At 32.2% G+C, this 15,286-nt stretch carries 14 protein-coding genes; 4 read left to right on the top strand and 10 right to left on the bottom strand.

Annotated elements, in window-relative coordinates:
- Nucleotides 1-11: 11 nt before the first annotated feature.
- The 10 genes from mtnK to N4A57_RS13655 form a co-directional block, all read right to left on the bottom strand.
- Complete coding sequence (gene mtnK / locus N4A57_RS13700; RefSeq protein ID WP_293658557.1) at nt 12-1,217, bottom strand: S-methyl-5-thioribose kinase; 1,206 nt, start codon at nt 1,215-1,217, stop codon at nt 12-14.
- A 40-nt stretch (nt 1,218-1,257) separates the two neighbouring features.
- Nucleotides 1,258-2,256 (bottom strand): ABC transporter permease, encoded by a 999-nt coding sequence (locus N4A57_RS13695; protein ID WP_293658556.1) that lies wholly within the window; start codon nt 2,254-2,256, stop codon nt 1,258-1,260.
- Nucleotides 2,256-3,761, bottom strand: coding sequence for a sugar ABC transporter ATP-binding protein (locus tag N4A57_RS13690; RefSeq protein ID WP_293658555.1), 1,506 nt, complete (start codon nt 3,759-3,761; stop codon nt 2,256-2,258). The genes N4A57_RS13695 and N4A57_RS13690 overlap by 1 nt, the downstream gene beginning before the upstream one ends.
- Before the next feature lie 323 nt (nt 3,762-4,084).
- Nucleotides 4,085-5,164 (bottom strand): sugar ABC transporter substrate-binding protein, encoded by a 1,080-nt coding sequence (locus N4A57_RS13685; protein WP_293658554.1) that lies wholly within the window; start codon nt 5,162-5,164, stop codon nt 4,085-4,087.
- Between the two features lie 929 nt (nt 5,165-6,093).
- Nucleotides 6,094-6,750, bottom strand: coding sequence for a 7-cyano-7-deazaguanine synthase QueC (gene queC, locus N4A57_RS13680; RefSeq protein ID WP_293658553.1), 657 nt, complete (start codon nt 6,748-6,750; stop codon nt 6,094-6,096).
- 12 nt (nt 6,751-6,762) lie between these two features.
- Nucleotides 6,763-7,341 carry a GTP cyclohydrolase I FolE gene (folE, locus tag N4A57_RS13675; protein WP_293658552.1) on the bottom strand — a complete coding sequence of 193 codons (579 nt, stop codon included), beginning with the start codon at nt 7,339-7,341 and terminating at the stop codon, nt 6,763-6,765.
- A gap of 1 nt (nt 7,342) precedes the next feature.
- Nucleotides 7,343-8,005, bottom strand: a complete 663-nt coding sequence (gene queE / locus N4A57_RS13670) for a putative 7-carboxy-7-deazaguanine synthase QueE (protein ID WP_330671523.1) — start codon at nt 8,003-8,005, stop codon at nt 7,343-7,345.
- Nucleotides 8,005-8,430, bottom strand: a complete 426-nt coding sequence (gene queD / locus N4A57_RS13665) for a 6-carboxytetrahydropterin synthase QueD (protein ID WP_293658551.1) — start codon at nt 8,428-8,430, stop codon at nt 8,005-8,007. The genes queE and queD overlap by 1 nt, the downstream gene beginning before the upstream one ends.
- Entirely contained in the window at nt 8,431-9,198 is a 768-nt protein-coding gene (locus N4A57_RS13660; RefSeq protein ID WP_293658550.1) for an acyl-CoA dehydratase activase, read from the bottom strand.
- A gap of 3 nt (nt 9,199-9,201) precedes the next feature.
- Nucleotides 9,202-10,194: a 2-hydroxyacyl-CoA dehydratase family protein gene (locus N4A57_RS13655; RefSeq protein ID WP_293658549.1), complete on the bottom strand. Its 993-nt coding sequence runs from the start codon at nt 10,192-10,194 to the stop codon at nt 9,202-9,204.
- A gap of 552 nt (nt 10,195-10,746) precedes the next feature.
- Here N4A57_RS13655 and N4A57_RS13650 point away from each other — a divergent pair.
- The 4 genes from N4A57_RS13650 to N4A57_RS13635 all read left to right on the top strand — a co-directional run.
- Complete coding sequence (locus N4A57_RS13650) at nt 10,747-12,168, top strand: alanine/glycine:cation symporter family protein (protein ID WP_293658548.1); 1,422 nt, start codon at nt 10,747-10,749, stop codon at nt 12,166-12,168.
- A 316-nt stretch (nt 12,169-12,484) separates the two neighbouring features.
- On the top strand, nt 12,485-13,381 hold the full coding sequence (gene rocF / locus N4A57_RS13645; RefSeq protein ID WP_293658547.1) for an arginase: 897 nt from the start codon (nt 12,485-12,487) through the stop codon (nt 13,379-13,381).
- A gap of 63 nt (nt 13,382-13,444) precedes the next feature.
- A complete protein-coding gene (locus N4A57_RS13640) occupies nt 13,445-14,737 on the top strand; it encodes a VanW family protein (protein WP_293658546.1) in 1,293 nt (430 codons plus the stop codon).
- A 124-nt stretch (nt 14,738-14,861) separates the two neighbouring features.
- The coding region (locus N4A57_RS13635; protein ID WP_293658545.1) for a transposase at nt 14,862-15,286 on the top strand (425 nt) is incomplete at its 3' end.

Below are 15,286 nucleotides of genomic sequence, written 5' to 3'. Positions count from 1 at the left end.
CTCTACCTCCTTTAAATTTCTTCTTTGGCTTCCTTCATAATATTTAGGAAATCTCTACCCGTTTTTAGTTCTTCTCTTCTCATAATGAAGTTTTTACCTGAAATCATACAAAGTCTTTCCGCCCTTACACGCTTTTGTTCATCCTCAATTATAGTAATGTCTTTAACATGGGCAATTCCTACTATTCGTCTTATTCCTTCTAGTCCTGCAACTGCCGCAGTATCCCGTAGTACAGTATCTAGATAGTATTCTTTAAAACCTTTGTATTTTGCAGTATACTCAATAGCCTTCTCATCCCAAAGCTTTAAGAACTTCTCTTTAAATAAATCAATTACATCAACTATAGTCTCTTCTAGCCATTTTTTCTGCTTTTCATTGTCTAAAACATGAGCATTTGCTAATGCAAACATTAGGTTAGCAATAACATTTCCAACATCATATCCCATTGGTCCATAAAAGGCAAACTCAGGATCAATTATTTTTGTAGAGTCTTCCTTAATAAAAATAGAACCCGTATGTAGATCTCCATGTATTAAAGATTGGGCATTGTTCATAAACTCAAACTTTAACTTGGCAGTTTCAAGCTTTAAAGCCTCATCTGAATAAAGGTTATCCTTTACCCACTGCACATTAGGTCCAAATACCTGATTTCTGTTATTTACATCGGTAAAGGGTTCTGTATATACAAGATCTTCAGATATTTCACAAAGCTCAGGATTAATAAAGTTTTTTACTTGATCTTTTTTAGCCTTGTGGTCCATACAAACATCTGTAGTTAAAAGTAGTGTATTTACCATAAATGTTGATATATCATGGGCAAATTGCTTAAATTGCTTATGATTAATCATTTCTGTTCTCATTATCACATGGTCAGATAAATCTTCCATTGCAGTACAGTTCATAATAGGATCGTAGTTATATACCTCTGGAACTAGACCTGGAGCTAGTTTGCTCTGGGACTTTAGTATTTCATATTCGATCCTATTACGATCAGGAGATAACTTAAATTCATCTGATATTCTTGCAACAGGTCCAGATTGTTTTATTATAATTGATTTTTCACTATTCACTGAATAAATCTTGAAGATATAGTTTAGGTTACCATCTCCTATTTCTTTACAGATCAATTCTTCATTATCTTGAAAAAATACTAACCTTTCCTTAGCATATTCTATAGCATCAGCTTCACTCATAGTAAAATATTTATTAAATTTCATTTTACCCCTCCCAACTTGAGTATGTTCAAAAGATATATGATTACTTATGTTCATTTTTATAATATGTTAGACCTAATGCTAGGACTAATACAGCTCCTTTAATAATATCCATAGAATAGTATGGAACTGATAACATGACTAAACCATTAGAAAGGGATACCATCAATAGGGCTCCAAAGAAAGTACCTATAGCATTTGGTTTGCCTGCACCCGCCACAGAAAATCCTATATATGCAGCTGCAACAGATTCCATCAAATAGCCTGAACCAGCGGAAGGATTTGACTGACCAATACGAGCAGCTAGAAGAATACCTCCTACACCTGCTAACATGGCTGATAATATGTAAGCAACTCTTTTATACTTGGCAACCTTGACACCAGAAAGTCTAGCAGCCTCTTCATTTCCTCCAATTACATACATATATCTACCATGCTTAGTGTATTTTAGGAATATATGAACTGTAACTATAATTAATGCCATTATAATTATAATTGTAGGAACCTTTCCTAGTTCTCTAAACAATGGTGATATTAGCCCAACTGAAGTCTCTCCATTTGCCATTATCATATTTTGGGAAATAATTTTTCCACGTGAGAATGTAGTTGATACACCATTAAATATAAACATTGCGGCTAAAGTTGCAAGCATATCAGGAATCTTAACCTTTATAATGAAAATGGAGTTAATAAAACCTATTATGGCTGCAACTACTAATGATACAAAAATAGAAACAAATATATTCTGATCATGCCAAACGAACATGGCAACTGACACAGCCATGGTCATTGAAGCCACTGATCCAACAGATAAGTCAAAACCGCCAACAACTAGTGAAATCATAACCCCCGTTGCAATAACAGTTGTAATTGACATGGCCCTTAATATATTAATCATATTAGTGTACTTTAAAAATCTACCTTGTGTAGCAACTGAGAAAAATACAAATATTACAACTATAGTTATAAGTGTTCCATACCTATATATAAAATCAAAAAGATCAAACTTTTTATTCTGTTTTAAACTTGCATTCTCATTCATTATAAATTCCCCCCGGCCGAATGGAATAATATTTCATCCTCTAAAGTGTCTTTTGTGATTAATTCTTTTACAATTTGTCCATCATACATTACATAGATTTTATCAGAAATTCCTAATATCTCTTGAGTTTCACAAGTAGCATAAATTACTGATTTTCCCTTAGATACAAGATTTCCAATAAGATGAAAGATATCCGTCTTAGCTCCCACATCAACTCCCTTTGTAGGTTCATCAAATATGTACACATCTGCATCTGCAATTAACCATTTGCCAACTGCTACCTTTTGCTGATTACCACCAGAAAGATAAGTAACCTTTTGACTTTCATTAGGTGTCTTTATTCCAAGGTCTTTTATTATTTCCCATGATCTATCGTATTCTTTCTTAAATTGAATAAAGCTATTCTTTGAAAAGCTTTCAAGACTTCCTAGGGTTAGGTTAGTCATAACTGATTCCTCTACAAGGATTCCTTCCTTCCTACGTTCCTCAGGCACTAAGGCTATTCCCTCTTCAACAGCATGGTTAGGGTCCTTTAAAGATAAGTTTTTACCATTAAGAATAATTTCACCACTGGTAATGGGCTCTGCACCAAAGAGAGCCTTACATAATTCGGTCTTTCCAGCACCAACTAGGCCAGCTATACCAACTATCTCACCTTTCCTAACATCTAAGTTTATTCCTTTGAGCATTTTATTGTCCTTAAGATTTTTCACCTGTAAGGCAATCTCACCAATTTCAACTTCATACTTAGGATAACTCTCATCAAGACTTCTCCCCAACATGTGCTCAACTACTTCCTTTTCATCCGTATCCTTGATTCTCATTTTAGTGATAAATTTACCATCTCTCATGATTGTTATATTATCACAGATAGTAAATATTTCAGGTAATCTATGAGATATAAAAATTATTCCAACACCCTTTTCTTTTAACTCTTCAACAACTCTAAAGAGTTCATCCGTCTCAGATTTAGATAATGGTGCAGTAGGTTCGTCAAGTATTAATAAAGAGCATTTTTGAGCAATAGCTCTAGCAATTAAAACCATCTGTTTCTCAGCCAAAGTCAATTCTGCTGCCTTCTTTTTAATAGGAATGTCCACGTTAAGGTAGCCTAATACTTCCTGTGCCTTTTTATTAATACTCTTCCAGTTAATAAATTGTCTTCCATCCATACCATTAACCATTTCATCCACTAAAATATTCTCAGCTACAGTAAGATATGGTATTAAAGCCACGTCAACTTCTTGATATACTATTTGAATTCCAAGATCTTTAGCTTCCTTAGCTGATCTTATATTCACATGATTTCCATCAATGATTATGTTACCTGTCCAATGTGAATAGGCCCCCGATAGAATTTTCATAAGTGTAGACTTTCCAGCACCGTTAGCTCCAATAAGGGCGTGTACTACTCCACCTTTTGTAATAAAGTTGGCTCCCTTTAGAGCTTTAACTCCTGGAAACTCAATAGAAATATCCTGCATTTCTACCTTAAAGGCTTTCATTTAATCACCTCAAATTATTAATTTAAATGTTCTATATAAAGGTCATCTACTAGTAATCCAGATCAACCCATCCATAATATCTTTATCTATAATAAGGTTAAAATTTAGTTTAGGCTCATTAAAAAAATAAAGTAGTCACATTACCCAGTAATTTTGTTTAGTTTATTGATTAGGTAAACCCGGCCATATGTAAGGGTTTGCGTCATTGATAAAATGGACAAAAGGACAAGTAAGCTGTCTCATTTATTTTTTAGTGTGCCTTAATACTTTCTTTTACAATTTTTGAGGAAGAAAGTATTATCTTTCCTCCTCAAAAGTAGTATTTACTTATTAGATCTTAACTTCTTCATCCATTCTTCATTGAATAATTCAGATTTCCCCCAAGTATCATATACATCTGCTAATGTTTGAACAGTTACTTGTCCACCAGCTTTCATTAAATCATCTTGCTTTATAGTTGTTGCTGGTATCTCAAATGCATCTGGTGTTTCTTCTCCAGCTATTTTCTTAGCCAGTAGTCTAACATTTAAAGTACCTACAAGCTTAGCATCTGCTGCTGCAGTCATAACCCATGAAGAATTCTCTTGCTGGATCATTTGAAGGTCAGCGTTTGAAACGTCCACACCAAATATTTTTATTTCATTTCTATCATTTTCATTCAATGCAGTAAAAGCACCAGTGGCAAATGCATCCCAACTTGCCCAAATAGCATCAATTTCCCCCTTTGGGTATCTAGTAAGAAGTGAACCTATGGCATCAGCATTTAATCCTGCAATATTTGAAAAATCTCCAACTTCTCCTACTACTGCTATTTCTTCAATCTTACCTGCTTCAACATATTCTTTATACACTTCTTCTCTTCTCTCCATAGGAGGGAATCCAGCGATCCACATTTTAATAATCCTAGGAGTCTTACCCTCATTGGCCTTAACTAATTCTTCTAAGGATAATCGTGCTAAAGAAAAATCATCTTGTGCTGTACTTGTTACTCCACTAACCTTAGCATTGGTATCAAAAGTTACAACAGGTATGTTTTCTTTTATAGCTTGCTCTATTAAACCTTGAGCATTGTCCTGCCCATGAGATACAACTATACCATCATAGTCCCCAATTAGCACTTGATTAAAAATGTCTTCAAACTTTGCATTATCACCATCTGTAGTAAATGTATTTACCTCAAAGCCTAAAGATTTCCCCTCTTCAACTGCACCTGCCAAGAATTGAGCCGTATGCTCATCAGCACCAAGATTTCTAATAACAGCAATCTTAATTGGCCCCTTGTCTGCAAGAGGTGTTCCTTCATAAACATTCATCACTTCTTTGCTACCACCATTATCAGCACACGCAGCAAATGACATTACAGCCATTACTAAAACTAACAATAATGTGAATTTTCTTTTCATTTTTAATCTCCTCCTTCTTATTATCTATGAATAAATTAAATACCCAACAAAGTCATAAGTTGTCTAGTATAAGGATTTTTATTTTTATCTATATTCCTTATAAAATACACCTTTAGAATCAACCCTTTTAAGACCATTTAATTTATTGCCTATAGATTCCTTGATTTTAAATTTGTTTTATACAGTAACTTGCCTACAAGGGAAAATATATTGAAAATTTTTGGAACCCTGGAACGTCACAACATCCTATACTACTTGAACATGACTCATAAACCTATCTACGAAGATTCACACTTTCGCTTGTGACAAGGACTTCAATGGAAAAAAATTTCAATATATTTTCCTGAAGTAGGCCCACATAAAGCAAGTTTTTTGTTACAAAATCTATACAATTCTCCCATATATGTTTTTCTATTTTCATAATTCATTCTGCAATTTTCCCAATATAATGTAAAAATAACCAAATATTTGATTATTTTTACATTATATAACATGATCTTGACTTTGTGAAGTTTCTATTCTCATAGAAATAGCCCTAATTATAAGAAAAATACATATTTTTCTTATAATTAGGGCTATTCTTTAAGGAAATCCTAAAATATTTATAGATTTCGTAACACTAAGCTTTCTTTATACAGTAACTTGCCTATAAGGGCAAATATGTTGGAAATTTTTGGAACTCTGGAACGTCACAACATCCTATGCTACTTAAACATCACTCATGAACCTGTCTACGAAGATTCACACTTTCGCTTGTGACAAGAACTTGGGTGGAAAAGATTTTCAATATATTTTCCTGAAATAGGCACACATAAAGCTGGTTTATAAATACGAAATCTATAATTATGTGCCAATCTATTAATAATCTTTACTTTGCTCTTTGGGCTGAATAGGACCCACGCCTTCCCCTTCTAATATAGGGGAACATCTTATTTCTTCATTTTTTTGAATTTTAAATAACCTTTCTTTCTTAAATCACAAGCAGGACAATCTCCACATCCATTTCCTACAATTCCATTATAGCAAGTTAAAGTCTCATTCTTGACTATATCTAATACGCCTAGATCATCTGCCATTTTCCATGTTTCTGCCTTATCTATCCACATAAGTGGTGTATGGACTTCAAACTCATAGTCCATAGATAGATTTAGTGTAACATTTAAAGACTTAATAAATACATCTCTACAGTCTGGATATCCACTATAGTCGCTTTGGGATACTCCCGTTACTATGTGATTTATTCCCCTTTGCTTTGCAAATACAGCTGCAAAGGTAAAAAATAATAAGTTCCTTCCATCCACAAAGGAATTTGGTAATCCTTCCTTAGGAGCTATCTTGTCCACTTCTATATCTACCCTAGTTAATGAATTAGGTGCTAACTGATTTAATAATCCTAAATCTAATATATGATGCTCTATACCATGTTTTTTACATATATCCTTTGCACATTCTAACTCAAATCTATGTTTTTGATTATAATCAAAGGAAATGGCTATAACATGTCCAAACTTTTCTTTAGCCCAAAACAAACATGTGGTACTATCTTGCCCTCCACTAAATACTACAACAGCTTTTTTGTTATTCATATCTAAACCTCCTTATATCATCCTAAATAATCTATTATTAAGGATAGGGTCCCTATTAAATCTCCCCTTTAGGGTAGTCGTCATAGTTTTAGTACCAGGTTTTTTAATTCCCCTTACGGTCATGCAACCATGTTCCCCTTCAATAATAACTGCCACATCTTCACTTTCCGTTATTTTCATTATTATATCTGCTATATCTTCTCCAATTCTCTCTTGGAGTTGTAGCCTTCTTCCTACCATATCTGCAATTCTTGCTATTTTACTAAGGCCTATTATCTTAATCTTTGGAATATAAGCCACAGAAACTTTCATATTATACATTAAAGCTAAATGATGCTCACAATGGCTAAATATTTCTATATCCTTCATTAATACCATATCATTCTCACTATTATCACTCTTTATATTTTCTTCAAAGGTCTTTCCATACATTCTAGCTAAATCGTCATTTGAGTATTTCATTCCTTCAAATACTTCTTCATACATTTTAGCTACCCTAAGTGGAGTTTCCCTTAATCCTTCACTATCTATATCTGCTCCCATTGCTTCTAAGATTCCTCTTACATGTTCCTCTATTTTTTTTATGTCCATCTTAAACACCCCTTTCCTCTGGGTCCCAAATGAATTTATGCATTTGTAGCTGAAGTTTCACCTTATTTAATCTATTTTGTTTCATATAATCAACAATCTGTCCAGGAGTAATTTCTTCGAAGGAAGGACTTAGATACACATGACACCTATTAGTTAAATCATATTTTTTTATAATTTCCTTTGCCCTGTCTAAATCAACCCTTGTTCCTGCCACAAATTTAACCACATCACTACTTTTTAATTGATTATAGTTATTAGTATTCATTAGATTTTCCATATTACTCGATGGTAATTTGTAGTCTAATGTGAATGATGGAGTATTATCTAATTTTGAAAAAGAACTTATATCCACACTTCCATTCGTTTCAATTTCTATATTAACACTTTTATCTTTGGAAATAAACTCTAAAAGTTCATACATATTATCTTGAAGTAATGGTTCTCCACCTGTTAATGTAACATTTTTAACCTTACTCTCTTTAATAAGTTCATATATTTCTTCCTTGTTCATAAAAGTAAATTTAGTATGCCCTTTATTAGCCCACATGGTATCACAATAACTACATGTAAGGTTACACCCCTGAAACCTAATAAATAAGGCCAGTTCTCCCGCTTTTTTTCCTTCTCCATTTATGCTTATAAAATGTTCTACTACCTTATACATTATCTATCTCCTTCATATATGGCACAATTAGTAGGTGTTTCATATACTTCTATTCTTTTTACTTTATATCCCTTTTTAGTCATATAATCATAAAAATATTTAGAGAAGTTTTCAGCAGTAGGTCTAAAATCCACTTCCATTATTTTAAATCCTTCATCCTTTAAAAGTTCCACTAAACTTTTTTTCATAGTTTCCCTTTCTATTATTAATTTGTGGTCATGGAAGTCTACTATTTCCTTTAAATCCTTTTTCAAATCTCCAAAGTCCACAACCATTCCATCTAATTGGCCACCAGATTTTAATCTTTCTTCCATAACTTCTACTACTACTCTCCATCTATGTCCATGAATATTACTACACTTTCCCTCGTATCCAGCTAAAAAGTGAGCACTATCAAAACTATGTTCTGCCCTTAATATATACATTTATTTACCTCCGTTTACCTTTTCACCATAATAACAAGACCCTATCGCTCCATTAAATTGAGGACTTGAAACCTTAACTATCTCATCATAATCATTTACCAAGTATTTTTCTATGGCTTCATTTTTAGATACTCCACCTACTAATACTAATTTCTTTCCCCTAAACTTAGTAAGCATAGGCCTTAACCTCTTATACATGGAATAATTTACTCCTGCACACAATCTTTTAATATCTACTCCTTTAGCAATCTGTCCTATTAATTCCGATTCTGAAAATACTGCACAAGTGGCATTTAATTCTACTGGGTCCTTGTAATGTTTACTCATTTCATCTAGATGAATTTCTAGTACATTAGCCATATTTTCCAAATATCTACCACAGGAAGCAGCACATTTTTCATTTAACTCTAAATCCGTTATAACTCCCTTTTCTACCTTTACTATTTTCACATCTTGGCCACCCACGTCTAATAATATGAAATCCTTTAAACCTGTTTGATACATGGCTCCATATGCATGGGCTTTTATTTCATTTATAGCTTTAAATTTATTTAGGTCCGTATTATTTCTTCCATATCCTGTAGACACATAAATATCCACATCTTTAATTTTGAGTTTCTCTAAATTAACTATTATCTTTTCATCATAAGTACAATAATCCCTGTAAAAGGACATGGTACTTATTTTAAAAGTATTTATGACTTTCTTATTTTCCATCAAGGCAATCTTTACTTCTCTACTGCCTAAATCTATACCTAATATTCTCATATCCTACTCCTTTAAATCCTTTAACATATCTAAAAATGCTTCTAATCTAAGCTTTGTTCTTTCATCTAATTTGTTGTTAGTATCCCCTTCTATATTTAAAATAGGAATATGTAACTTTTCCTTTAATACAATGTCCTCTATGGCCCTATAACAAAAGGCTTGAGTATAATGGATTATTCCATCTAATTGCCTTAAGTCTATTTGCTTTTTTAACTCTTTTATCCTAAAGTTCACATCATATACATAAGTGTAGTCATAATATTGTTCGTAAATGTCTTTAGCCTCATGGGCCCTTGGAAATGCAAACTCCCTTTGTACTTCGTTGTATACAATAAGTCCATCTTGTTTTTCTACAAAATCGTATAAGTCTCCTGTCATAGGAGGAACTCCCACATACCCTATTCTTAGGGTCTTGTTAAGCTTTTTTCTTTTTTCATATTCATCTATTTTATTCTTTAGCTCTTCTCTAAAGATATTAATGTCTCCCCATAAATCACTAAAGGATACTTCATACAAATGATTCTCAAAACCACTAACTTTTAAATCTTCATATGTTAATCTATCTATTTCAATGCCTAATTTTCTAACTTCATTTATCTCTTGCCTTACCTTTTCTACTTTATCTATATTTACATTAAATCTCTTCATAAAATCATCTATTTGCACTTTTAGATCTTCCATTTTATGATTATGTGGAAATCCAAAGGGATGTACTTTTATTCCCTTTAATCTTAATACTTCTATAAGGCCCTTTGTATTAGAACAATCGCCTTCTGTAACCCCCACAATTTCCTTTATTCCCTTATCTATACAAACTCCATATATACCCTTTATCCAAGCACAAAGACTTTTGGGAAATCCATCCCTTTCTGCCATATCTATATATTTTTTATGATTTTCATCCGTTATAAATATATTATTTAAATCTATAGGCTTATATCCAGCAGCTAAAAGTACCTCCACAGGTACTGTTGTAGTTAATCCTATTTCTTTCAATGAACATCCTCCCTTTTCTATTAGGCCCATTAAAAAGTAGCTCTGCAAAAGGACAGTATTAGGCCTTTTTTTATTATTTTTTTAATTTAAAAAACAATAAAAAAAGGGCATAATCTGCCCTATAAACAAAAAACTACCTTGAGATAGTCATATCCTAGTTTTGTTTATAGACAGGATGGTTACGAACTGTCTTCATATTCATTTAGAAACCTAATTATATCATCTTATTTGTGCAAATTCAAGAATACATGGTGATTGGTTTTTTTGAGAATTTTGAGAAAAATCTGTTTTTTGACTTTTTTCTATTACACCTATGCCTTCGTCTCATATTTCTTGCAAATTTATGCAATATTTCTTTCTTATTGATTTTGTAAAACATATTCCTAAAAACCACCTCATGCTAGTAGCCTAAATGGATATGATCATATTTTTAGCATAATATATATTCATGGATTCATGTATAAAATAATATAAATATTGATACATATACATTTTTTTGCTATAATATTCTCATTGTTTCAAAAAATTTAATAGAAGAAAGGAGATTGAACAATGGGAGACTTATTGACGAATATAGTGGGAAGTCTTAACACTTTATTATGGTCTTATGTACTTATTTTTTTATTGATAGTTCTTGGAATTTATTTTTCATTTAGAACTAATTTTGTACAATTTAGGTTTTTAGGAGAAATGATTAAACTCCTAACCGATGGAGCTAAAAAAGAGAAAGGAGAAGGTATTTCATCTTTTCAAGCTTTCTGTATATCTACAGCATCTAGAGTTGGTACTGGTAACTTGGCTGGTGTTGCCATAGCAATAGCAACGGGGGGGCCTGGTGCTGTATTTTGGATGTGGCTTATAGCTTTAGTAGGGGGTGCTTCAAGTTTTGTTGAAAGTACCTTAGCACAAATTTATAAAATAAAAGACAAAGATGGTTACAGAGGTGGTCCTGCTTATTACATGGAAAAGGCCTTAAACCAAAGATGGATGGGTATTATATTCTCAATCCTTATAACATTATGTTTCGGTTTAGTATTTAATTCAGTTCAATCAAATACTATTGCCTTATCATTCCAAGAATCCTTTCATACTAGTAGGGCTATGGTAGGTATTATATTATCTGTAGTAACTGGAATCATCATATTCGGTGGAGTAAAAAGGATTGCAAGGGTAGCAGAAGTCATTGTTCCTGTAATGGCAGTTGCCTATGTAATAATCGCAGGATTCGTAATAGTGAAAAACATTGGATCTATTCCACAAATATTTAGTTTAATAATAGGAAGTGCCGTTGGTCTTAAGCAAGCTGCTGGTGGTGCCATTGGAGCTGCTTTAATGCAAGGTATTAAAAGAGGATTATTCTCAAATGAAGCAGGTATGGGAAGTGCACCTAACGCAGCTGCTACAGCTGAAGTATCTCACCCAGTAAAACAAGGTTTAATCCAAACATTAGGAGTATTTACAGATACTATTTTAATTTGTAGTGCCACTGCATTTATAATATTATTATCAGGTGCGTACACAAATGGAGATTTAACAGGTATACAATTAACTCAAATAGCATTAAGTTCTCAAGTTGGTCCTTGGGGAGGTTCCTTTATAGCAATATGTATATTATTATTTGCATTCAGTTCTATTATAGGAAACTACTACTATGGTGAAACTAATATTGAGTTCATAACTGGAAATGGAATTTGGTTAACAATATATAGAACTTGTGTTGTTGGTATGGTTTACTTTGGATCTGTTGCAAAAATCCAAATCGTATGGGATTTAGCAGACTTATTCATGGGACTTATGGCCCTTATAAACCTAATTGCAATTGGCCTTTTAGGACATATTGCCTTTGCCGCATTAAAAGACTATGCTAGACAAAAGAAAGAAGGAAAAGACCCAGTATTTAAAGCATCTAACATTGAAGGTCTAACAAATGCTGAGTGTTGGGAAAGTAATATTAACATGAAAAAAGTCAATTAGGTATATGAAAAAAATAAACTAGTCAGGACCCTGAGGGATTTGGATTATTTTCAAGGCATGGTGAGTGAGCATATTAAACATATGTGAGCGATTCCATAACAAAGAAAATAATTCAAATAACCAGTGAAATGACTAATTTATTTTTTGAATATGCCTTAATAAGGACTTAAGGATAATTACAAAAATCTAGGCAAAATCTTGCCTAGATTTTTGTTTTTTTGTATTTTTTTCACATTTCAATATTTTGCAAATTTTCAGGCAAAATGCTAAACTAGTACTAGGGAGATTATATTATTATGTTTTAAGGAGATGGACTATGAATATTAACTTAATAGGTGCTCCAACCTTCTATGGGGCCGACAAAAAGGGACCTGATCTAGCACCAAATAAACTTAGGCAACTAGGTCTAATAGGTGTTCTTAATAAATCTAACAAGGTTTATGACCTTGGAAATGTTTATGTTCCTTCTGTGCCTACGGAAAATAAGTTCTTAGATCACAGTAATGTGAAATACTACAACCCTCTTATGAGCTTAAATGCCAGTATAGCACATTTAGTATCCCTTTCATTAAAAAACAATTATTTTCCACTAATTATTGGTGGAGATCACTCTGTTGCCCTAGGAAGCATTGCAGGTATCAGTAGCGTTTATAAAAACTTTGGTGTAGTGTGGTTTGATGCACACACAGACATTAACACTTACAAAACATCTCTATCTGGCAATTTCCATGGTATGCCACTAGCCTATGCCATGGGCCTTGGGGATAATGAAATACAAAATATCTATTCCCATGGTTCTCATATTCCATGTGAAAACGTCTTCATAATTGGAGCTAGAGACATTGACCCAGGAGAAAAAGGATTTATCAAAGAAAAGGATTTAAAGGTTTATTCACCCCAATATATTCGTAAACATACTATAAAAGGTATATTTAATGAAATAATGAAAGATGTTAAAAATTTGGCCATAGAAGCCCTTCATATAAGTTTTGACTTAGATTTTTTAGATGAAAGGTTAGTTCCAGGAACAGGTACTCCTGTAGGTAATGGTTTTTCCCTTGAGGATGCTAAAGAATTTTTAAGTTTATTTAGTTCAACAAATTTGGTAAAATCTATGGATTTTGTGGAATATAATGTTATACTTGATAAAGAGGATATAACTGGAAATCTAAGTATAGATTTACTTAATCACATTTTTAATAAATCTACTTAAATTTTATGACCCTAATTATTAAGCTCATCATATTCTTATATACTTATGGGAGGAGGTTTTCTTATGAGAAAAACTAAATTAACCCTGTGCTTTATCATCCTATTCATTCTTTCTTTTTCTGTGGCCTATGGAGAAAATCCTAATTTATATGTAAATAATATTAAAATAGAAAATATGGACAACATAGATGAAAGTCTTATTTCCATAGAAAATGAGATTTTAAATAATCACATAGTAATAACCTATGTTTATGAAGATAAAAATACAGTACTAACATATAAGCTAAAGGATTTAGGATTTAAATTAGATAAAGTATCTATGATTAATGATATTTACAATTCCATGTATTACAATACTCAAATCGGTCCTGGTGGGCATGTCCACTTAAAAAACCACTATATTGTGGATGAACAGGTCTTTTTATCTGCTTTAGCTCCATTAGATGAAATCCCAATTCCTCCTATGGAAAATGCAAAATTACATATATCAAAGGGTACTATTACTATAATTCCAGAAGTAAATTCCTTTGAATTTGATAAAATTAAACTCATGGAAAATATAAAGGCTGCTTCTTTAACTGGAAAAGATACGTTTAGGGTACCTACTAAGGTGACTATAGCCCCTGTTACAACAAAAAACTTTGAGAACATGGATTTAGAACTACTCAGTGAATTTACTACGAAATATTCCCCATCAAACAAACCACGTTCTAGTAATATAGCCATGGCTACTAGCTATGTTAATGGAACACTATTAAAGCCTGGTGAAATATTTTCATATAATGACACAGTAGGTAAACGTACAAGTGAACGTGGCTTTAAAATAGCAGGAATATATAAAAATGGGAAGGTTTCTAAGGGATTAGGAGGAGGTATATGTCAAGGCTCTACCACCTTATATAATGCAGTTTTATTAGGTGACTTAGAAATAGTAGACAGAAATAATCATTCCCTTACAGTTCCATATGTTCCTTTAAGTAGAGATGCTACCGTATCTTGGGGAACTCAAGATTTTAAATTTAAAAATAATACGGATAAGGATATATATATTTATGGAAGTACTACAAGAAATACGGTTACATTCAAAATATATGGTAAACAACGAGATAAGGAAATTAAATTAATATCTAAAGTCCTAGGTAAAAAATATGCTCCCGTGGAAAAAATAGAAGATCCTAGTCTAAATCCAGGAGAAGAAAAAATATCAGATAAAGGTCATACAGGCTATACTTCACAGTTAATAAAAGAAGTTTATGAGAACGGAGAACTTGTAGATTCTTACGTAGTTTCTAAAGACTACTACATGACTACTCCAAAAATAATAAAAATAGGTACTAAAAAAGAAGCATCCCAATAGGAGGCCACTGAAAAAGTCTCTTTTTCAAAAAATCTATAAAAGAAGACATAATAATCATTGAAAATATGATTATTATGTCTTTTTATTATATAATTAATGTATCAAAAATAAGTAGGTGAATCACATGATAATGCAACCCAAAATGATTTTAAGTCCTTATATGGAAATATATAATTTAGTAGTCCCTAAAGATAATATGTTAAGAAAAATTAACGATATGGTTGATTTCTCTTTTATTTATAATGAATTGATTTCAAAGTACTCTATTAGCAACGGACGTGCTGCAATAGACCCTATTAGGATGTTTAAATATTTATTATTAAAAACCATATTTGATTTATCAGATGTGGACGTGGTGGAACGTTCAAAATATGATATGTCCTTTAAATACTTTTTAGATATGGCTCCAGAGGAAAGTGTTATTAACCCTAGTTCACTTACTAAATTTCGAAAACTTAGATTAGCAGATATGAATCTGTTGGATTTACTTATTAATAAAACTGTAAATATTGCTATTGACAAAGAATTTATTAAAAGTAACTCTATCAT

It is taken from the genome of Anaeromicrobium sp. (assembly GCF_025210435.1).
GTDB lineage: Bacteria > Bacillota > Clostridia > Peptostreptococcales > Thermotaleaceae > Anaeromicrobium.
This window is presented reverse-complemented; position numbering and strand designations above follow the sequence as displayed.